Source organism: Vreelandella sp. 21, from assembly GCF_050995515.1.
Classification (GTDB): Bacteria; Pseudomonadota; Gammaproteobacteria; order Pseudomonadales; family Halomonadaceae; genus Vreelandella; species Vreelandella alkaliphila.
This window is the reverse complement of record NZ_CP194673.1, coordinates 1954490-1973189: the sequence shown is the minus strand read 5'-3', so window position 1 is coordinate 1973189 and position 18700 is coordinate 1954490. Positions and strand designations below refer to the sequence as shown.

The window sequence follows — 18700 nt, the reverse complement described above, 5'->3', positions numbered from 1 at the left end:
AAAGCCCCATCACTGAGGCGTCAGAAATGAAAAAAGCTGCCGCGTGGTGGCCTGCTTTGGATGGCTGTTGGACAGAAATTGCCCGCCCGGCTAGTGTTAGAGTTTTTGCCAACATGAGAGCTGTGCCATGAATGTGATCACGGATGTTAAGTTGGTCTCACCGCAAGAGTTAGATGCGATGAGCCTGGATGGCTTCAACACTATTGAGGCAGTCCAGGAAGATGGGCCTGTTGCTGAAGGTGATGATGTCTATCGCACCATCAGGCTGTGGTCTGATCGTAGCGCGTCCGAAATGGTGTCTCTGGAGCATCCTGAAAAGGGTGAGTCTATTCGGGTTCTGCAAATCAATGTGCCCGACATAGCTGACAAGGAAGAGATTGAGCGCCTGAAGAAGGAAGTATCCTCCAGGCTGGCTCACTCCTGACTCAGCCCAGGCCCGCCTCCTCGCTCGGGTCTTGGCTTGCTGCGGTTCTTCATACCCCCTCCGGATGCGCCTATTACAGATTTTTCGTTAAGCATAATGATTTCCAGCTAGTAAAAAGCCCCGCAAAGCGAGGCGCTAGGCGCTGCGTTTTCGGTATTTGAACGCCCCGATAAGGCGTCAGTTAAAAGGTATTTCGTCGTCAAAGTCGTCGTACTGTGCAGGGTTGGGAGCGCCGTATGCCTGTTGCTGGTTATGTTGCGGAGGGTGTTGGCCCTTGGGCTGCCGTGGAGCCCCATAGCCTGAGTTATTCGGCGGCGGCTGTTGATAGCCACCGCGCTGCTGATTCTGAGGCGGTTGCTGGTGCCCGCTTTGTTGTGGCGCTTGCTGCTGCCCGCCGCTATCTAGCATTTGCATATCGTTAGCGACGATTTCAGTGGTGTAGCGGTCTTGCCCGCTTTGGTCTTGCCATTTACGCGTCTGAAGCCGTCCTTCGATATAGACCTTTGAGCCTTTTCGCAGGTACTGCTGGGCAATTTCTGCCGTTTTCTTGAACAAAATGACGCGGTGCCACTCGGTGCGTTCCTGTCGCTGGCCGCTATTGCGATCCATCCAGCTGTCACTGGTGGCAATGTTGATATTGGCTACCGCTGTACCGGAGGGGGTGAAACGCACTTCTGGGTCTTGGCCCAGGTTGCCAATCAAAATGACTTTGTTAATGCCTCGGGCCATGTGACCTCCAAATAAAAAGGGCCCGAAGGCCCTACGTGATTGTGTGCTGCCGTTAAGGCTGGAAGGTGCCCAGCAAGCACTCGCTTTCTGTCAGGCCATCGGTCACCAACTTGGCGAACTCGGCGGCGATCTCTTCTTTTGCGGCATCTAGCGCGATAGCGCGAAGCCCAAACGATGGACCGCCTTTGGTTTTGCTGGAAACACGCATTGCCAGCGTGCGCTCTGTCAGCCCCTCGTAAGGGGTAACCGTCCAGTAAATCACTGTGGGCAGTCGGTCGGCGTTCTTTACGGTGACGCTATTCATCACTCCCACGCGGCTGGAATGCTCCTGTTTGTCGCTTTCGATACTGGTCAAGTCGTCCAATTTGACCTTGCGGAAAGCGTGAAGGACCTTGTTACGCTCCAGCGCTTCGCCTTCGCTGTTTTCAAACGTCAGTAGATGGCCCCAGTCCTCTACCAGCTCGACCATTTCCTCTTGATCGAAGGTGCTGGCATCGGCCCGAAGAAAAGCGGTGAATTCTGGCGTTTTGGGTAGGGTGAGAGTGGCGGAATGGTCACAATGCCCGGGAAGATCGATGTCGCCGATATCCAGATATGAACTTGCAGCCATGGCGTCTCGGTCGATAAATACCGGTGCATCAGCCTGCCGACCAGCCACGTAGGCAATGAAGTCTTTCAACCCCTTGGTCTTGAATTGCCCACGAAAGCGGCGGCGCTGGTCTTGGTACTTCTCCATATCCACCAGCTTGAAGTTGTCGCCCACGATCAGCGCGTGACCCTCGGCGGCTTCGGTACCGGTTTTGTGGCTGGCTTCAATGTGCTGTAGGGCTTCTTTAGTCAATGACATCAGTGCTGCTCTCCGTGGTGGGCATCTTTACGATGCGGGTGGCCGATCATGTCGAACTGGTTCTTGGGCTCTAGCGTCATTTCGCCGCCCGTATTGACGTACATGACCGTTTCGGTGGTGTGGTTTTCGGCAGTGTCGCCGTGGTTGGTTGGCACCTTGAAGGCGAGCTTGTGAAGCACGCTTACCTGACTGCCAGAACCAATGTTCTCGATAGTCAGTTCAATCGACACTTTGGCTTTCTTCTTCGGGTTATCCGTTGCGGCTGCTGCTGCATGGCTAAGAACTTTGCCCAGGCGTTCAGCCAATACGCCGCCGTCCAAGTCCTCGATGAACTTGGTCACATCAGTGGGATGAGACATTGCGAGTTACCTCATTGAGGTGTGGTGAGTAGGGCTAGAGGCCCAAGGGTGGGGATGAGTTAAGCGGCTTTCGCTTCGTGATCGAGCAGGTGCCAGTAAACCTCCATGCAAGCTCGGGTATCGGCCATAGCGCTGTGCGCATTTTCCAACTGCTTACCGGTAAAGAACTCGTAAGCTTCTGACAACTTCGGCGACTTGTAGCCATATCGGCCTTTGGGAAGCATCTGCATAATCGGCTTGGCCAGAAGCATAGTGTCGGCAAACTCTTCTTTGTCGGCCCAAGCCTCTGCGTCGCCTTCACTCATATAGCGTTTGGCGGCGATGCGGATAATGCGCTGATCAAAGGTGCGGTTGTGAGCGACCCGTGGGTACCGGCCCCAAAGCTGAAAGAAGAGGTTGAGGGCTAGTGATTCATCTACACCGACAGCGGCAGCATGCTCATGTGTGATGCCGTGAATGTCAGATACCTCGGTAGGAATTTCCCAGCCGTCAGGAGCAATGATCAAATCCAGTGTGGCGATTTCCTTACGCGTATCGGTGTCAGCCAGAATGGCGGCTAGTTGCACCAGGTGCGGCTGGTGTTCGCTTTCGCTGGGAGATTTCCAGTCGGGTAGACCAGTGGTTTCAGTGTCGAAGAAGAGAACAGGGTTCATAGTAGGCTCCAAAGAAAAGGGGCCTTGAGGCCCCTTGTGGTAGGAAGTATTAGTTGGTTAAGCGGCTAGTTGATCCATCGCAGCGGAATAGCCAGACCAGTTATCGACGCCCATGGCTTCTAGTGCGCGCAGCTTGGCTTGGTCGGCTAGCAACTGGTCATACTCGCCGCGGCTGATGGTGACCGTTTCGGGTTTTGGAGCCGGTACTGTGGCCTTTGTGTAGGAGTCAGCGGCGGCACTCAGGTGGCTGGTATCGAAGGTTTGGCTCACCGTTTTGTCTGGCCCGCTAGCGTAATCGACACCCAGAATCGCTGGGTTTTTGCTTTCAGCAGCGGCGGGCAGGGGAGCTGGCTCAGGTTTTGGTTCAGGCTGGGGAGGCGGGCTTCGTTTGGCTTCCTGTTCAGCCTTGAAGCGACGAAGTTCTTCAAGTTCTCGCTGTTCAGCTTCGCGCTTCTCGTTTTCTTCGCGTAAGCGGCGACGCTCAGCTTCTACCTCGGCTTGCTCGGCTACTAGGCGTTCTTTTTCCAGAGTTTGGCCGTGCTGTTCACTAATGCGTTTTAATACCGCAGCCTTTGCGTCTTCAGCTTCATTGGTTACATCAAAGTAGCCGTCTACGTCGATGGCTACGGCAGCATCGTGAAGGTCGGCAAGACCGTTTGAATCAAGCCCAACGGCGGTATCCAGAAAGCTCCAAATTTCCACATTAATACGCTCGCGCAGCTTGGCGATGCGTTCCTGCTTTTCACGTTCTGCGCGCTCGTCTTCTGATTTTTTGGCGTCTTTAAGAGGCTGTTCTATTTCACGCAGCTTCTCGATTAGGTCTTTACCGTAGCTGTTCACGCGCTCAATGAAGTCACGGTGCGGCTGTGTAATCTCCTTGCGCAGCTTGTCGGTGCTAGTTCGGTAACTGGTCAGCTCGCGTATGCCGGTCTTGCACAGCACGTAGCCGTCCTTGGTGCGAACATCGGGCACCGTGCCGTACTTTTCACGCAGCCCTGCCAGGGCCTGCTCTACTGCATCTAGCTCGATCAGCTCGCCTTTGTAATCAGTATTGGGGGCTGCGTTAGTCATGGGTCGCTTCCTCTTTTTGCTGTTTGGCTTTTTCTTGCTCGGCATAGACGCGGGCGATACCTTCATCGCGTGCTTTGATGATCATGTCTCTGCCTTTGTCAGCTTCCACACGAGCAATACTGGCTTTATCAGGCAAACGACTGAGGATGCCTGCTGAAGCAAGCTCGATGCTTTTGGGATGTGGGATTTTGTTGCGCAGGGTGTCGCATTCACGCTTGAGCCAGTCGGCATAATCCTGCCGAAGCTTGTCTATCTCAGCGTCTTGGTTCTCAGCTACTGCGATGCGGGTAGCTGCTTGCTGTGTCTCGGTGTAGTCCTTGTTATCGAACTTGCCGTAATAGACGTCTGCCGCGAAGCCCAGCAGTGACAGGCACTTCTTGATGGCGTCTGTGATCGACTTCTTCGGCGCTTCGCCATCGGTCTTCCACTTTCCGGTACCGGTGCGGTATACGGCGCGGGTATGGCCAAACTGGGTGACTTCGCCGCGCTCGCCATGCCAGCGATACCAGAGTGCTAGGCGTATGGTGTGAGTTTGTTCATGGGCAATTAGCTGGCCCTTATTGTCTAGCACTGGTGCGCCAATGTCGTAGCGTTCATCTTCGATGCGGTAGCCCCAGCCGATACCCATAGGGCCAAAGACTTTGGTTGCCAGCTCAATGACGTGCATCGCATCCAAGGTGGTGATTTGCTGCCCATCTACACTGGCTTCACGAACAGCGGTGGTTGGCGTCTTATCGACTTGGCGCCATAGTTCGAGATGGTCGGCGCTATCGACAACGCGATAGCGTCCGGAAGGCACGCGTATGCGTGGCTTCTCATTAATTGAACTCATGGTTTATACTCCCCTATGATCTTCTCAGACGTCGATCAATGGCCCCTGACGTGTTCGCGCACGAAAGGGGCTTTTTAGTTTTCGCGGCTTGGCTCTTGGTCCTGTGCTTCCGCAAGCAGCTTGCCTAGCTCAACGTGGTCATTGACGTTCAAGCTGGTGCTGTCTTTGGTGACGTAGTAAACCGCCACGCCAGTCTCTTCATCCCAGCCCGCTTTGCCTGTGAGTCGCCATTCGCTCATGCGGCCCTCCAGCTTGCTTCCATTTCGGCTTGGTCTTCTTCGATGCCAAGCTGTTCATCTTCAGCGACGTCTTTTGCCCAGGCGTACAACACGCTTTGACCAGCAGTGGACTGGATATAGGCATCGACCATCTGCGCGACAGTAGTTGACGCTGTGAGCTCATCGACTGCACTAGCTAAATCGCCAACTTCGTCAAGGTAAGCGGCAAACTTAGCTACCCCTTCGGGATCGCTGTCATGTATCGATTCGCTCAGTGATTCGGCGCGTAACTGAATTTCTGTCGAGCGTTTCATTAGGCGCTCCAAAGCTGCAGTAGTGGTTCAGCGGTACCGGCTCGGCGGCTTGCGTATGCTTCCATTCGAGCAGCGTTTGCTCTGTCAGTTGGCTTGCTTAAATCGGGTTGAAAAGGGCGGCTTGCTAATTTCGGACGCTGGCCTACTGCAAAGCCCTTCGCGCGTCGTTGTGCGCGCTGCTCAATCAGTGCGGCGTTCATGTCGTTTCACCTTGAAGATGAGTGAAAAGGGGTAGCCGCGGCGCTTAGCTGCTCGCTTAGCATTTTTGCGGCTACAAAAAAGCCCCAAGTCGGGGCGGGGGATAGTCAAGTGACGATGCTGCTCACGCAGAATAAAGCGGGTCATCCCACACCTCTCGGAGCTGATCTCGTAGTGCCTTATCTGCTTTGCGCTGGTCAATCTCGCGCCGACGGCTGTAACGCAAAGCTGCAGCTTTATCGTTGCGGCTGTTTAGCTCGCTTTTTGTAATTGCCTTAGTGGGTAGAGTTGCCATAAAGCCTCCTGTGTAGTGCGCGCCGCCTGCGCTAATGCAGTGCCAATGCGGTTAGTGGAATTCAAGCGACGCGGGCATGGCGACTCGGCAAGAGGCCATGCCGTAAAAAAGCCCGCTGGGCGCGGGCAAGCAGAGAGTTGATGCGGGTGCATCGATATGCTGCCTGGCGCTTCCCCATAGCCCATGGCAGTCATGAGGCAAGCAGCATACCGATGCCGCCTGTGTTTTTAGCCCAGGCGGCAGGCTATGCACCGCACTACGCAGCGGAGCGCGTTGAACTTAGGCCCTGGTCGTAGCTGACTGACTCGCCGCTGTTGCTCTCATGCCGACTGATCACCCCTGACCCTGTAGCTTTAAGCATTTCGTAAGATGAACGCGCAACGACATGGCTATAGTCCTCGCCCCAAACTTTGCCGTTGCGACCCTCAAACCGCTCGTGGCGATAGTGCTTCTTAAGAAATGTGTAAAACGCTTCATATGTGGGCATAACGCTCTCCTGTTGAATTCGTGAAGGGTGGCCGGTGCCGCCCTGCTACTTGTTGTGTCATTCCCTAAGTGCTATTAATGGCCAAAAAGGGGAGGCTCTATGGATTCCGAGAGTCTTGCCAAACTGCAGCGCTTAAAGCAGGAAATGCAAAGGCAACCCGCAGCACCGCGCAGCGGATCAAGTCGCTTATCTCCTGATGACTTCAAGGTTTTGGCTAAAACCATGGGCGTTGCTGAATACGCCGATGCCAAAATAAGAGTTAAAAAGCGTAAAAAACCGAAGATTAATAAGAAAAAAGATGAGCGTTCGGTAGCCGCCAGCCTCCCCAAGCAGCCGAAAAAGAAGAAGGAAAAGCTAAATCCTGCCGATAGCCAGCCAAAACCAAAGCGTAATGACTGGATTCGCGCTCGCTGTACCATTTGCAGAGCCACCTTTTCTTATTTGCCTGAATGGAATCCTAAGCCTGTACTGTGCGAAGGCTGTCGAAACGAGCGCAAAAACACTGCAATAGGAAAAAGAGGGGGCTTTTCGCAGGGGCCAACAAACTTCACATCAGTTAGTGTTTTCCAGGGCGGCTCTCCTGGCGGCGGCAAACGCCGCTAATCCGAAAACCAACTCCGCGAATTAGCTTTCGGATGCTCCCTGCCTTTAACAAGGAGCAGCCATCGAACTTTCGTTCCTTACGCACAACTGGTGTCACTCACCGGCAGCCTGGGGTCGCAATCCAGAGTGCCTACGTCTCCACGTCAGTTAGGAAACGCCCCGCGACGAGTGCATCTTGTATGTGTGCTTTCTCGCCTCCGCATACGGGGTGGCTGTGCGCGTACTACGGCATGTTGTTAAAGAGCGTGGCCTGTGAGGGCCTGAACAAGTTGCGCTGTGTTCGTGCATTTAAATTTATGCATTGATGCATTTAATGTCAATGCATAAATGCATATTTTTATGCATAAGAACAAAAAAACCGCCTCGATGGGCGGTTTTTTAATCTTTTGTTTATTAGCCGTCGCATGCGCAACCGCGCGGCCTTGTGCAGTTGTAGTTCCGGCTAATGCATGAGTTACCACATGCTTTTCCTTTGCGGCATACGCGGCAGCATCCTCCCTGTGCAATATTTAGCTCTTCAGGAAATTCCCCAAGAAACTGTTGGCATGCTGCACCGCCAAGCTGTGGGGTATCGGGTAGTGCTTGTATTTGCTTCTCGGGATGGGACGCAGCGGCGGTGGGCTCTGTTGCAGAAGTTGGCAAAGCTATGAGCAACGCCATAATGATAGCTAGATATTTAGCCATCTATGTTCCCTCAAATTGTTTATGATTTTTATGGTTGGCCACATCAGGGTGGCTGAGGGGAGAGTAGCAAGAATTTGGCAGGAAAGGCATTAAAAAGCCGCCACAAAAGGCGGCTGTCACAACCTAAAACAAGTAGAGCCTATGTGTAACTTCGCTATAGCTTAAACAATGGGCCTAAGTACAGGAATGAGAACGAGGACGTGAAACGAAACCGCGACGCAGGCGGGATTCTGGCTTCATAAGAGGCTCAGAAGCTCCAGAAGCAGAATCACGCACTGGGCGTGATAGAAGCTTTTCTCTAGTCAAAAAATCGCTAGGGTCGCGTACTACAAATCGCTTCATGCCTACCCTACATCCTTTCAAGGAAATGTTTGACGTGCTTATCGTCGCCTTCGTCAACACAAAATTCCGTTATACGTTGCTGTTTCGCACCTTTTGTTGCGTGACAGGACTTTGTTTCAAGATTTCGAACTAACTTTATCATAGCTCGTTCTTCACCTCGATACCAAGTTTCAGTACTTTCATCCTTGTGGTATTTCCAGTCAAGCTGTGTACCATCTAGTAATGAAAGGTCATTCAGAAGCTCTAGACATGTTTGGTATCGACTGTCTTCCTCCACTTGCAAACACTTAATAATTATTGACTTAAGCTTTTTGTGAATATGAAGAGGGAATTTTGTTCTATCTGGAAAATTGCTGTTTCTCAGAAATCTCTCAGGATCATTTGCTTTTTCAACAACTTGGGCTTGTCGGTCAAACTCCACAGTGCCCACGCACATTCTGTACAGTGTTAATCCAACTTGGTAAATATCATAGGTATATGTGAATGAGCCGCCGGAGAATGATTCTGGTGGGACGTGTAAGCTGTATGCACTATAAGCCTCCGCTAAGCCACTATCATCCCTAATGTGATTAGAGATCCCAAAATCTGCTAACATTGCTTCGTTTCTTTCTGAAAGCAATATATTACTAGGCCTTATGTCAAAGTGGCAGAGTTTCTTTGAGTGAACATTATGCAACCCAGAAACAAACTCAATAGCGTATTTAATAATTTGCCTTGAACTAAGGAATTCTGATTCAATTTTTCCCTGCAAGCTTCCATTCCGATAGTATGGCATAGCAATATAGATATATTGATCGTCTTTACAAGCGTACATGACGCTTACCACATTGGGATGTGAGCTTTTATAAAGCAATCCGGACTCTTTAAAAAATTCTTCTTCAACGAGATAGTGCTGTGGAATGCGCTTGATTACAATTTCTGCATCAAGTTGCTTATCATGAGCCAGCCATGTTGTTGAATTTTGGCCCTCTTGGCCAATTTCCCGATCAAGCTTGAAAAACAACTCGGCGTTTTGATATTGCATCAACATACATATGCCCCTAGCGCCACCAAGATTGACTCTTTCTTAGCAGCGTTTCCTTTAGCTGGCCATCCCTCAACAAGATCGCAACCTTCCTGCCCCCTGACGTAAGAGTCAAACTGTTTTGTAGTGATTCCTAATCGACTGCTAATGCTTTTCTTCCTTCCCGTGAAATATGACTCTACTGGGCTAGAAGAGAATGCTTCTTGTATAACAGCCTCTGTATATATCCTTTCTATTTTAATTGTTTGAGAGTTTCCTTCTGCTAGCCTTATGCCAGCTTTCTCAACGTTGTACTCGCGGATGATATCTAGAGTGGTATTTCTAATATATTTAAGCTGGCCAGGCATATCAAGTGACAAGGGAACGTTAATGGCTTCCAAGTTGATAACTTCTTTAAGCTCAGTATCTAAAATTGTTATATAGATTTTTCTAGGCTCCGCTCTAATGCCAAGTATTCTCATTGTTTTCCCTTGATCTTTCTTTACAGGTGTATTTCTTTAGGACTGTTCTAAAACTAACATGGTTTAATACAGCCCTAAAAATAATTGTTTCAATCGAACACTTCCCACCAGAAGACCCTGCCGATGATTTTGGGCGCATCAGGCCCCATCAGGCTGTGAACCTCTTCTGGGTATTCATCACTGTTGTCGCTTACAAGGCGTACACGCCCAAGCGGCAGCTTGTAAAGCCGTTTGATGCGCAGCATGCCACCATGGTCAAGGGCGTAGATTTTACTATCAATGATGTGTCGTGTGCCTTTATCAATCGCGATAGGGGAACCGTCTGCGATCGTGGGCATCATTGATGTGCCAGTTGACGTGGCACATGCAGCGTTTTCCGGTGAGATGCCCAGCTTGGCAAGCTTTGAAAGTGGGAAACGCATGGTGTGTCCATGGTTTTCAACCACTTGTGTGCGGCCATCCCCGGCAGCAAATTCAACCTCTCTGAAACAGGGTAACTCGACTTCATCGGCCCGGAGTGGCTCCTCACTATCAACGATTTCTACGGTGTGAAGTTCGATGTCGTTAGTGGCAGGCCTAGTAGTGCTACTCAAATTGTTTATCTTGTTTATCGGTTCGTATCCTCGTAATTGGTCGCCTGACACACCAAAGTAATCCGCTAACAGTGATATCTGGCGGTCGCTAGGAGACTCAATTTTCCCATTCAGGATGCGCGATAGCGTGGACTGAGACACGCCAGAGTGACGCGCCACCTCAGTAGGGCGTTTTCCAGAATCGCTTATAAGGCGCTGAAGCACCTTTCTGACAGTATTTTTTTGCATGAATGCAATGATTGCCGACCTGTGTGCATACGGCAAATGCATTTGCGCTTGATTTTTATGCATTAACGCATATCCTATGCATAAGGCTCTACTCGGAGGAAATGTCCATGCATGGCGATGAGCTGGCCAAAAAGCTGGAGGCCATTCTGGCATCCGGGGCCACCTATAAAGCGGTTGCTGAACGCGCTCAGTGCGATTCATCCACCGTTTACCGGATTCGAACCGGCGCGATTGCCAACCCCAGCTATTCGGTTGGCCGCGCCATCGATGAAATGCATGCAGCACTTAGCAAAGCTGCTGCTTGATTTAAACCGCCTGCCTGTGAAGGCCGCGATATTCCCACGGTACAGAGGTAATTCCATGACTCGATACCTGCCCGATGATCGCCGCCGTAAACAGGAAGGCGAACATTTAACAAACGTGGTGAAGGTTCGCTTCACCGATGCTGAGCTTGCCGACATAGAGCAAGCGGCCGAAATGACGACTGGCGGACGTATTGCGCCGCTTCTTCATGAGCTTTCACTTGAAGCCCTGGAGGCGCGGCGAATGAGGCAAGCGCAGCTATTAGACGACTTAGCGAATGGGCGACCGCTCGATAAAAGCGCCCGCCAAGCTTTGGCCGATCTGATGGCCCGCAACGCTGAACGTCACTTGCTAGACAAGGTGGCACAGCGCGCAATGGCCTGAAAGGGCCGAGGAGTAATTCGTGATTGATCGCCAAGTAATTGCGCTCGCGGTGACAAGTATGTCGCCAGAAGGGCGTCAGGCAGCGGAGGCAGAAGCGGTTAAGCGCCGCATGAGTGTTGAGGATGTTGTGCTGGAGGCGAATCTGGAAATGGTTCAAGACCAGTTGTATTCGCTGCGTCGCGTCACGCCAGCGTTAAAAGTTATTGAGGGAGGTCGGGCGTAAGCCTGGCTTTTCGACATTAGGCCCTGATAGGGCAGTCCTGAAACGACAAAGCCCAGCAATAAACGCTGGGGAGCGTGCTGGGCTTTGAACTTCATAACGCAGGTTAATTATGACTAATAGTGCTGAAATAATCCAGTTTCCACGTCGAGAAGACGTCGATAGGCCGGAGCCTGAGCGCTCGGGCAGGGGGCCGCAAGTGGAAGACGGCTATACGCGAATAGCTGATGAGCTCTACAAGGTGATTAACAATCGCCATACGTTCCCTGGTACCGGAACACACTTGAGGATCGTACACGCCATTATTGTGCGCACCTATGGTTTCAACAAAACCATGGACGAGATAGCTGATACGCAGCTGGCTGCCGATACTGGCATTCCGCGCCAAAAGATTAACCCCGCTAAGCTTCAGCTGCTTGCGATGAAGGTATTAAAGCTCTCTCCGGACGGAAGAAAAATTGGGGTTAACAAGCACCACAGCGAATGGGATTTTAGTTCTCGTCCTGAAAAAAAAGCACCTCAACGCAAAGGAGTTCCAAATGGTGACACTGTCACCAAAAAGGTGACTCCAAGCGTCACCGATTTGGGGACACACAATAGAGAGATAGATAGCTTAGAACCTAAAGGTTCTAAATCTTCGTCGAAGAAAAAAACTTCTCCGAAAAAATGGGGCGAGGAAATTGACCATGAGCTTGCCGAGTTCATGCACGCCACCGTCACCGCTGAGCTGACCAATCCCAAGAAGCCCAATCTGACCGCCTGGGCCAACGATATGCGCCTGATGCGTACTCGTGATGGCCGCACCGTCGAGCAAATCCGCTACCTGATCACCTGGGTTTCCAGAGACTCATTCTGGAAAACCAACGTGCTGTGCCCGTCGAAGCTGCGCGAAAAGTGGGATCAGCTCGAACTGAAGGTTATCGCTTACAAGGAGTCTCGCCATGCCAACCGCTCAGGAACTGACGCAAAGCGCGCTGAACAGGATCGAATCGCAGCACGCCTCGCCAACCCAAACGACGACGGCTGGATGGACGGGCTCTTCGAAGAAGACGCAGTTGCAGGAGCTGGTGAACCGAGTGTTTACGCGACTGGAAGCGATATACCCAAGGACGTGGCGAACGGCGTTCAGCACGGATCAGATGCTGACGTTGGCAAAACGGGAGGTGGCTACCTCGATGGCGAAGTGGTCAACCCTGCCGACGACGCAAGCCGTGGATGCAGCGGTCGAGCGGATCAAGGCAGAAGGCGGGGAATGGCCCCCGAGCGTGGCCAGTCTGGTGAGATTTTTGAAGCCGAGGCCGGAGGATTTTGGAATGCCTGACGTGGAGATTGCATTCAGCGAGGCGATTCAGAACAGCCAGAACCCAGCTGGCCACCGCTGGAGTCATGCCGCCGTGCGTGAAGCGGGTAAGGCAACTGGCTGGTTTGATCTGGCTCAGGCGAGCAGCGACGCCAAGATTCGTGCCCTGCGCTCGACGTTCCGCAAGCAGTACGACGCCGTGGTGAATCGCGTCATGGCCGGTGGAACGGTTGAAGCGCGTGGGCTGGTGGGCCATGACGGCCAGCTAAGCGCTGCACAGATTGCAGAGCGCAACGGTCGTGAACAGGCCGCCGCCGAGGCTGAGTCAAAATTCGGTCGCCGCATGAGTGGCGAGCAGGGCATTGCCGCGCTGAAAGGGTTGCTACGGGGAAATGACGCATGACTTACAAAACTAATCTCGGCGCCAAAATGGTCGCTCTCGCTGATGCTGATGGCTTGGCCCCCAATCACGCGCTGCGAACGAGGGCCGATGAATTCGAAAGCGCAGCAGCAGGATTTTCTGCCGATAAGCAAACCGTCAGTGCCAAAGGGCTTCTCGGCGCTTGGGCAAGAGCCACCCGCGCTTGGAGTGAATACACAGGGGGGCCGCTGATATGAGCAAGCCAACTACTAAACCGTTTGTTAGTCGCGCGGCAAACCTTCAGGAGGCCCTAGCTGCTATTGGTCGACTTCCTAGCGTGCTGACAACAGCCATCCAACAGTGGGGGCAGGTTGAGATTGTCGTACAGAAACATGAGCCAAGGCGTAGCCTCGATCAAAACCGCCTACAGCGCCTGTGGTGTAAGGAAGCCGCCGAGCAGGGAGACTGCGATGCGGAGTGGTACCGCGGTTACTGCAAGTACCACTTCGGTCTCAAAGTGCTATGCCGAGACTCTGAGGCTTATCGCAACGCCTGCAAGCAAGTGCTTGGCTCCCTGAGTTATGAGCAGTGCATCGCATTGATGATGGAACCCCACGACTACCCGGTCACCCGGGCAATGACTAAAAAGCAAAAGACCGAGTACTTAGATATGTGTTGGCAGCATTTCACCGGACTCGGTTTCCGGCTGACGGATCCAAACGTGAAAGGCTTTAGCCCTACTGACTATCGCGAGGTGGCCTGATGCTTCCCAATGAGTGCTACCTACCCACCAAACCCCATCGCTGCCGCCAGTGGTTGAGCAACGTGCATGAGATTGATAGCTGCGTACTTTGCGGTGCCTGGGGCATCCAAGCCGCCCATAGCAACCAACACCGTGGCCGGAGCCAGAAGGCAAGCGATGCGTTGACCGCTGCGCTTTGCCCCAAGTGCCACCACCAGATTGATAACGGCAAAGACTTGAGCCGTGAAGAGCGCCGAGCGCGTATGAACGAGGCCATTGTACTGACACTGGACCAACTAGCCAGGCGTGGTCTGGTTAAGGCGGTGAAGTGATGAGCCCATGGATTCTATTAGGCGTAATTGTCGCCGGGGCGCTGTTTCTGATTGGGATGGGGCTTTACATCACTCACGATTACGACGACCAAGGCGAACCATTGGAGTACTGGCATGAATAAAGAGTTTCTAGCCCTTGGCCGCCTCAAAGCAGGGCAGATGAATAAGACCGAAGCGGCTTATGCGCAGCACCTAGAAATGCTCAAGCGTGCCGGTGATATCCAGTAGTATCGCTTCGACGGCATCAAGCTGCGCCTAGCGGATAAGACCTTCCTCACAGTGGACTTTGCCGTCATGGCGGGCGATGGGGTGATGGAGCTACATGACACGAAGGGTAGTCCTCGCATATTCACCGATGATGCCCGAGTGAAGATGAAGGTGGCGGCTGAAATGTATCCGTTCCGGTTCAAGGTGGCATATCCCCTTGCCAAGAAGCGTGGCGGCGGCTGGCAGATCGAGGATATAGCGGCGTGATTGATAGGCCGACAGCATGGCCCGATGGTCGCCCGCTAGGTAGCACAAACGGCTATTCCCCTGAGTGGCACCAGTGGGCCGAGGAATGCGAGCTGAAGTTCGTCTTACGGGAAATGCTCAGTGTGCCAAAGGAGAGCCGTAAAGCTGTACACGATAAATGGCTAAAGAAATTTCCACACGCAACAACGCAACGCCTAAAAAGCGTTTGGGATGAAGTGGTTGCAGAGATAAACGCAACGCAGAAGGCAACAAAACGCAACAGTTGCGCAATAACGCAACGAAAACGCAACGGTAGGGGGAAGTGATGCGATATATCTCAGCTCGACAGATGATCTTTGACGCGTATCACGAGCAGCGTGGAAGCGTTATGGCGTATGCGCAGGAGATAGCGCACATGGGTGCACAGGTACAGACGACACAGCGTAACAACAACGATTGGCGCATTGTTAACGGATTGGAAGCAGGAATGGTGATTAGCGCTGTCGAGAATCAGCCTCCACATCTTCAGGCATTAGCACGCTACTGTTTTGGACCGTTTACCAAAGATGAGCTGGCTGAGGATCGTGAGACGATCGAAATTGCACTGTATCGACAAATGCTAACAGATGGAGTGAAGTTACCAGGACAAGGTAAAGGAAAACCGACTGCTCAGCAGCTTGAAACGTTACGCTACCTATGTATGGCCGCGCTCTATCATCACAGTGAGACAACATGGCCTTATTCACGCTCTGGTCTACACTCGCCCAACGCAGTGCGGAAATGGTTTAATGAACACCTAGGCGCGGAAATCGACGTGCGATTTTGGACACGTAAAGATAGAGCAACTTGGGGGGGCGCTTGGGAGTTGTCGCTGTTGGCCCTTGATCGATGGGAGCAAAATCTATTACAGCCAGTCGCAACATTAATATGTCTAGCAGCATAACCTATTGCGAGAAAGGAAATAATGAATGCTCAAACCTGATAAGGGACTATTTCGACATGGCTGGTTTTGGGTCTTTGTATTGGGCCCGCTCTTCATTGCGATAGTCTTGGCTGGATTCTTTGGACTATTCAATCTTGATTTTTCGCGATCTCTTGATGGCGTGGATACGTTCTACGAACGTGGGAAGTTCTTTTTAGCAATTGCTGCTCTCTCGATACCCCTTGGTGCAACTTTTGCAAGGATGCATGCCTCTGAGCAAACAGCGGAATTAATAAATGCCGCTAATGAGCGACGAAAAAAAGATGAAGTTAATGACCTTCTTAAAAATTATATAGCTTACCTTGAAGAGTACCATGGAAAGACCTTTGGAAAAAAAAGTCGGTTTATTTTTAAGTCGGAAGATATTAATCATCCTGTGAAGTGCTTCCATTACTTTATAGGAAAGAAACGTGATGATTATTTGAAAAATGGGTTTTTAGATAATAATTTATTTGATGAGGCTCAAAAACTTTTTAGTCAGCCATTTACTTCAGGAAATGGCTTGAAAGCTCTTGCCAAAAGACAGGAAATGTTTTTAAAGATAGCAGGCTGGTTGAGTGAGGAAAGTTATATGTCAGGATTGTTATGTGATCTTGGATTTAAAAGCTATCCCTCAAAGGAAATTGGTTTTTATAATATAATTTTTTATTCTGAGCTTCCCGTTAATAGTCATCTGGATGCAAGAGATCAAGTGAAAGCTTTAGAAATAGTTTCAGAAGGTTTAGCTAAAATTGCTTCTTGCTATTACTATGGTTCACAAGTTTTTGTTTTATATGATGATGAGTATGCAGAGAATTTAGCAGTCATGGTTGATAAAATCACATTGGTTTCTAATTTTCTTTTTTCTGTGGCTAGTCGTAGCACTAGGAGTATGCATACTAGAAATAAAGAAGAGCTTGAAGAATTTTTTAGTAATTTTAGCTCGTATCCTTTCGAGAATCAAAACATTGCAAGTATGTGGTTCTCGGGAGGTACTATAGGATCAGCGTAGTTACGACATTGCATACTGCATCTTTTTAGAATAAAGTATATCCATTATCTATTTCTTCGCCCTGGCTTTGAGCTGGGGCGTTTTGCTATGAGGCCCTGCGAGTGCCGCCGTTGCTGCCAGAGTACCTAAGCCAGCCTGTTCAGATTGTGGTGCAATCGTTACCTCCTGGCGAACCTTGGCCAATATGGCTTGCTGCAGCTGCAACGCTGCTCGGTAGTTTTGGTGGTGCTTTGATTGGTGGGCTTGTTGCATATAGAGGGACGTTAAAAGCGAATAGCAGGCTTGTACGACAGAGCAAGCTAGAAGAATGTTTAACGCTCATAGACGATATGGAAAGCGTTCACGCCTCTAATCTGAAAACGCTTAGCAATGTGCTAAGAAGGGGCGGGTCCATTGAAAATGCGCAAGCAGTGATTGCTGGTTTTGATCGCTTTAAAAATGTCGAAGTGGCTAAAAAGATTAAAAGCATAGCTAAGCTTCATGCACCTGAGACAAATGATTGCGCTGACATGCTATTGACACAGGCTCACTTCGCCAATCAGCTGTTTAAAGAAATTTCTTTAAAGAGCTGGGCTGGTAGCCAAGACGGTGTCGATAATCTACGTGGGCATTCTTTGGAATTAGGTAATAAAATTAGCTTGTTATGCAGCGAAATTGAAAAAAAGATAATCCACAAAGCTAAAAGCTGATTTTATACCAGCAGCATGATTCTCATAGCCCTGCCAACCGGCGGGGCTTTTCATTTTCTACTGTCGTGAGACAGCAGGTGCCTATATGCCCCGTATCACTCCTCAAGCCGCTGGCGGCAAGAACGTCTGCGCGTTTCTCGACGTGTTGGCGTTCGCTGAGATCGGCACACCGATGCTTCAAGACCCACGTACCGATGACGGTTACCGCGTTATTGTTGGGTCTATTCCTAGCAAGCTGATCTTGTTGGATGACTATACCGACCACCCGCGCCAAAGCGTGAAGGTGCGTAAAGGGCTGCATTCAACAGCGGCAGGCCGGTACCAGATTCTTAGCCGCTTTTGGCCTCACTATCGAGATCAGCTTGGCTTGCTGGACTTTGGTCCATTGAGCCAAGACCGCTATGCCATTCAGCAAATCCGTGAGCAGCGTGCATTGTCGCTAGTTCAGGCTGGAGAGATAGCCGAAGCCATTCACCGCTGCCGGAATATATGGGCCTCACTGCCAGGCGCTGGCTATGGACAGCATGAGCATTCACTTGAACGCTTGCTGTTGGTATTTCAGCGCGCCCAAGGAGAACTGTGCGAATCCGATCAGACTTGGTACGACCGTGCAAAGTTACGGAGGGCGGCGTAATGCCCCAGGAGCGCGATGTGAAGCCTTCCGTATTTGAGCGGCATATGCAGACAGGAATCCAAGTTCTCTTGGTTGGGCTGATCTTCTGGGCAGGCACCGAGCTAGTGCAGATCGGACGCCAGTCAGCTGTTCTGGAGGAGCGTATAGCAACGCAAGGCTTAACTCTCCAACAGATGCGTCAGGAATTAAGGGGCTGGAATGACACCTACTACAGGAAAGCCGATGCCCAGCGTGAGCTAGATGAGATCGAAAACCGGATTGATAGCCTAGACAGCCGCGTGTCGGCTATTGAGAGTGTGCAATGAACCTTGTTTCTAAAGCGCTTAGCGTCATCACTGGCCCGCTGTTCGATGTTCTTGATCAAGTGGTCACCGATAAAGACGAAGCTAACCGGCTCAAGACGGAGATTCAAGCGCAGCTTATTGACTCGCAGAACTCAGCGCTTAAAGCTCAGATGCAGATCATCCTCGCTGAGGCGCAAGGCGATAGCTGGGCGCAGCGAAACTGGCGTCCCGTATTGATGCTAGTGATCGTCGCTATCATCGGTAACAACTACCTGATTGCCCCATACCTGGGTGCGATGTTTGGCGTCGGCCTGACGCTACCGCTACCTGAGCGGCTATGGGATTTGATGACGCTAGGTGTTGGCGGCTACGTTGCTGGCCGCACGGTAGACAAGGGCATCAAGAATTGGCAGCAAGGGAAAGTAGAGCAATCCGCTATGCAATCCGGCCTGTATCGCGACGCCGATGTGAGGCGCAATCCGTAAAGTTCTCGCTGTGAAGCGACACGCCACGCTGTGAAGCGTTGCACCGGCCATGCCGTGAGGCAGTGCCAACCTCGCCGCACGCTGTGAAGCGTCCGGCACCTTGATGCGGTGAATGCACGTGCTTTCGTGCTTCTAGCAGGGTACCTGGGAGTAGCCGGTTCGAATCCGGCGTTAGCTG

Annotated in this window: 32 protein-coding genes and 1 pseudogene; 19 read left to right on the top strand and 14 right to left on the bottom strand. The window is 51.4% G+C overall.

Annotated features, from left to right (window positions below; translation table 11 throughout):
- The first annotated feature begins 127 nt into the window (after positions 1-127).
- Positions 128-424 carry a hypothetical protein gene (locus ACN06F_RS09295; protein ID WP_433925079.1) on the top strand — a complete coding sequence of 99 codons (297 nt, stop codon included), beginning with the start codon at positions 128-130 and terminating at the stop codon, positions 422-424.
- 177 nt (positions 425-601) lie between these two features.
- Here the strand turns inward: ACN06F_RS09295 and ssb are convergent, their stop codons facing one another.
- From ssb to ACN06F_RS09265, 6 genes are read right to left on the bottom strand one after another with little or no spacing between them, the layout of a single operon-like run.
- Entirely contained in the window at positions 602-1153 is a 552-nt protein-coding gene (gene ssb, locus ACN06F_RS09290) for a single-stranded DNA-binding protein (RefSeq protein WP_433925078.1), read from the bottom strand.
- Between the two features lie 52 nt (positions 1154-1205).
- Positions 1206-2000, bottom strand: a complete 795-nt coding sequence (locus ACN06F_RS09285) for a DUF2303 family protein (RefSeq protein WP_433925077.1) — start codon at positions 1998-2000, stop codon at positions 1206-1208.
- The gene (locus ACN06F_RS09280; protein WP_433925076.1) at positions 2000-2359 is read right to left on the bottom strand and encodes a hypothetical protein; all 360 of its coding nucleotides are present in this window, start codon (positions 2357-2359) and stop codon (positions 2000-2002) included. The genes ACN06F_RS09285 and ACN06F_RS09280 overlap by 1 nt, the downstream gene beginning before the upstream one ends.
- 59 nt (positions 2360-2418) lie before the next feature.
- Complete coding sequence (locus ACN06F_RS09275; protein ID WP_317998941.1) at positions 2419-3012, bottom strand: 3'-5' exonuclease; 594 nt, start codon at positions 3010-3012, stop codon at positions 2419-2421.
- 57 nt (positions 3013-3069) lie between these two features.
- Positions 3070-4083, bottom strand: coding sequence for a hypothetical protein (locus tag ACN06F_RS09270; RefSeq protein WP_433925075.1), 1014 nt, complete (start codon positions 4081-4083; stop codon positions 3070-3072).
- Complete coding sequence (locus ACN06F_RS09265) at positions 4076-4906, bottom strand: Rad52/Rad22 family DNA repair protein (protein WP_433925115.1); 831 nt, start codon at positions 4904-4906, stop codon at positions 4076-4078. Before ACN06F_RS09265 ends, ACN06F_RS09270 begins: the two co-directional genes overlap by 8 nt.
- On the opposite strand from ACN06F_RS09265, the gene ACN06F_RS09260 reads away from it, so the two are divergent.
- Entirely contained in the window at positions 4887-4934 is a 48-nt protein-coding gene (locus ACN06F_RS09260; protein WP_422938744.1) for a prepilin-type N-terminal cleavage/methylation domain-containing protein, read from the top strand. The genes ACN06F_RS09265 and ACN06F_RS09260 overlap by 20 nt on opposite strands.
- Positions 4935-4989: 55 nt before the next feature.
- Here ACN06F_RS09260 and ACN06F_RS09255 read toward each other — a convergent pair whose 3' ends face one another.
- The 5 genes from ACN06F_RS09255 to ACN06F_RS09235 all read right to left on the bottom strand — a co-directional run bounded on the left by ACN06F_RS09255 (position 4990) and on the right by ACN06F_RS09235 (position 6427).
- Entirely contained in the window at positions 4990-5154 is a 165-nt protein-coding gene (locus ACN06F_RS09255; RefSeq protein WP_235253221.1) for a hypothetical protein, read from the bottom strand.
- Positions 5151-5447, bottom strand: coding sequence for a hypothetical protein (locus tag ACN06F_RS09250; RefSeq protein WP_433925074.1), 297 nt, complete (start codon positions 5445-5447; stop codon positions 5151-5153). Before ACN06F_RS09250 ends, ACN06F_RS09255 begins: the two co-directional genes overlap by 4 nt.
- The gene (locus ACN06F_RS09245; protein WP_433925073.1) at positions 5447-5647 is read right to left on the bottom strand and encodes a hypothetical protein; all 201 of its coding nucleotides are present in this window, start codon (positions 5645-5647) and stop codon (positions 5447-5449) included. Before ACN06F_RS09245 ends, ACN06F_RS09250 begins: the two co-directional genes overlap by 1 nt.
- A gap of 122 nt (positions 5648-5769) precedes the next feature.
- Complete coding sequence (locus tag ACN06F_RS09240; protein WP_157698011.1) at positions 5770-5940, bottom strand: hypothetical protein; 171 nt, start codon at positions 5938-5940, stop codon at positions 5770-5772.
- Between the two features lie 256 nt (positions 5941-6196).
- Positions 6197-6427: a hypothetical protein gene (locus tag ACN06F_RS09235; protein WP_433925072.1), complete on the bottom strand. Its 231-nt coding sequence runs from the start codon at positions 6425-6427 to the stop codon at positions 6197-6199.
- A 99-nt stretch (positions 6428-6526) separates the two neighbouring features.
- On the opposite strand from ACN06F_RS09235, the gene ACN06F_RS09230 reads away from it, so the two are divergent.
- Positions 6527-7030 carry a hypothetical protein gene (locus ACN06F_RS09230; RefSeq protein ID WP_433925071.1) on the top strand — a complete coding sequence of 168 codons (504 nt, stop codon included), beginning with the start codon at positions 6527-6529 and terminating at the stop codon, positions 7028-7030.
- Positions 7031-8063: 1033 nt separating this feature from the next.
- On the opposite strand, the gene ACN06F_RS09225 is transcribed toward ACN06F_RS09230, so the two are convergent.
- From ACN06F_RS09225 to ACN06F_RS09215, 3 genes are all read right to left on the bottom strand, one after another.
- Positions 8064-9086: a serine/threonine-protein kinase gene (locus ACN06F_RS09225; protein ID WP_433925070.1), complete on the bottom strand. Its 1023-nt coding sequence runs from the start codon at positions 9084-9086 to the stop codon at positions 8064-8066.
- Positions 9080-9541 carry a hypothetical protein gene (locus tag ACN06F_RS09220; protein ID WP_433925069.1) on the bottom strand — a complete coding sequence of 154 codons (462 nt, stop codon included), beginning with the start codon at positions 9539-9541 and terminating at the stop codon, positions 9080-9082. The genes ACN06F_RS09225 and ACN06F_RS09220 overlap by 7 nt, the downstream gene beginning before the upstream one ends.
- Before the next feature lie 89 nt (positions 9542-9630).
- Positions 9631-10425 (bottom strand): S24 family peptidase, encoded by a 795-nt coding sequence (locus tag ACN06F_RS09215; RefSeq protein ID WP_433925068.1) that lies wholly within the window; start codon positions 10423-10425, stop codon positions 9631-9633.
- Between the two features lie 44 nt (positions 10426-10469).
- Between ACN06F_RS09215 and ACN06F_RS09210 the strand changes: the two genes are divergently transcribed.
- From ACN06F_RS09210 to ACN06F_RS09135, 16 genes and pseudogenes are all read left to right on the top strand, one after another.
- On the top strand, positions 10470-10667 hold the full coding sequence (locus ACN06F_RS09210; RefSeq protein WP_433925067.1) for a helix-turn-helix domain-containing protein: 198 nt from the start codon (positions 10470-10472) through the stop codon (positions 10665-10667).
- 55 nt (positions 10668-10722) lie between these two features.
- Positions 10723-11049, top strand: coding sequence for a hypothetical protein (locus tag ACN06F_RS09205; protein ID WP_317997600.1), 327 nt, complete (start codon positions 10723-10725; stop codon positions 11047-11049).
- A gap of 19 nt (positions 11050-11068) precedes the next feature.
- Positions 11069-11272, top strand: coding sequence for a hypothetical protein (locus ACN06F_RS09200; RefSeq protein ID WP_089038259.1), 204 nt, complete (start codon positions 11069-11071; stop codon positions 11270-11272).
- 109 nt (positions 11273-11381) lie between these two features.
- Positions 11382-11744 (top strand): annotated as a pseudogene (locus ACN06F_RS09195) (replication protein); the annotation flags it as partial.
- A gap of 466 nt (positions 11745-12210) precedes the next feature.
- Entirely contained in the window at positions 12211-12972 is a 762-nt protein-coding gene (locus tag ACN06F_RS09190; RefSeq protein ID WP_433925066.1) for a replication protein P, read from the top strand.
- Positions 12969-13187, top strand: a complete 219-nt coding sequence (locus ACN06F_RS09185) for a hypothetical protein (protein ID WP_433925065.1) — start codon at positions 12969-12971, stop codon at positions 13185-13187. Before ACN06F_RS09190 ends, ACN06F_RS09185 begins: the two co-directional genes overlap by 4 nt.
- Entirely contained in the window at positions 13184-13693 is a 510-nt protein-coding gene (locus tag ACN06F_RS09180; RefSeq protein ID WP_433925064.1) for a hypothetical protein, read from the top strand. Before ACN06F_RS09185 ends, ACN06F_RS09180 begins: the two co-directional genes overlap by 4 nt.
- Positions 13693-14004: a hypothetical protein gene (locus ACN06F_RS09175; protein ID WP_433925063.1), complete on the top strand. Its 312-nt coding sequence runs from the start codon at positions 13693-13695 to the stop codon at positions 14002-14004. Before ACN06F_RS09180 ends, ACN06F_RS09175 begins: the two co-directional genes overlap by 1 nt.
- A complete protein-coding gene (locus ACN06F_RS09170) occupies positions 14004-14126 on the top strand; it encodes a hypothetical protein (protein ID WP_433925062.1) in 123 nt (40 codons plus the stop codon). The genes ACN06F_RS09175 and ACN06F_RS09170 overlap by 1 nt, the downstream gene beginning before the upstream one ends.
- 157 nt (positions 14127-14283) lie before the next feature.
- The gene (locus ACN06F_RS09165) at positions 14284-14478 is read left to right on the top strand and encodes a hypothetical protein (RefSeq protein ID WP_433925061.1); all 195 of its coding nucleotides are present in this window, start codon (positions 14284-14286) and stop codon (positions 14476-14478) included.
- A gap of 394 nt (positions 14479-14872) precedes the next feature.
- Positions 14873-15400, top strand: a complete 528-nt coding sequence (locus tag ACN06F_RS09160) for a hypothetical protein (protein ID WP_433925060.1) — start codon at positions 14873-14875, stop codon at positions 15398-15400.
- 25 nt (positions 15401-15425) lie between these two features.
- Complete coding sequence (locus ACN06F_RS09155; protein ID WP_433925059.1) at positions 15426-16430, top strand: hypothetical protein; 1005 nt, start codon at positions 15426-15428, stop codon at positions 16428-16430.
- A 101-nt stretch (positions 16431-16531) separates the two neighbouring features.
- Entirely contained in the window at positions 16532-17119 is a 588-nt protein-coding gene (locus ACN06F_RS09150; protein WP_433925058.1) for a hypothetical protein, read from the top strand.
- 85 nt (positions 17120-17204) lie between these two features.
- Positions 17205-17753 carry a glycoside hydrolase family 24 protein gene (locus tag ACN06F_RS09145; protein WP_433925057.1) on the top strand — a complete coding sequence of 183 codons (549 nt, stop codon included), beginning with the start codon at positions 17205-17207 and terminating at the stop codon, positions 17751-17753.
- Positions 17753-18058 carry a hypothetical protein gene (locus ACN06F_RS09140; RefSeq protein WP_433925056.1) on the top strand — a complete coding sequence of 102 codons (306 nt, stop codon included), beginning with the start codon at positions 17753-17755 and terminating at the stop codon, positions 18056-18058. Before ACN06F_RS09145 ends, ACN06F_RS09140 begins: the two co-directional genes overlap by 1 nt.
- A complete protein-coding gene (locus tag ACN06F_RS09135; protein WP_433925055.1) occupies positions 18055-18522 on the top strand; it encodes a 3TM-type holin in 468 nt (155 codons plus the stop codon). The genes ACN06F_RS09140 and ACN06F_RS09135 overlap by 4 nt, the downstream gene beginning before the upstream one ends.
- Positions 18523-18700: the final 178 nt, after the last annotated feature.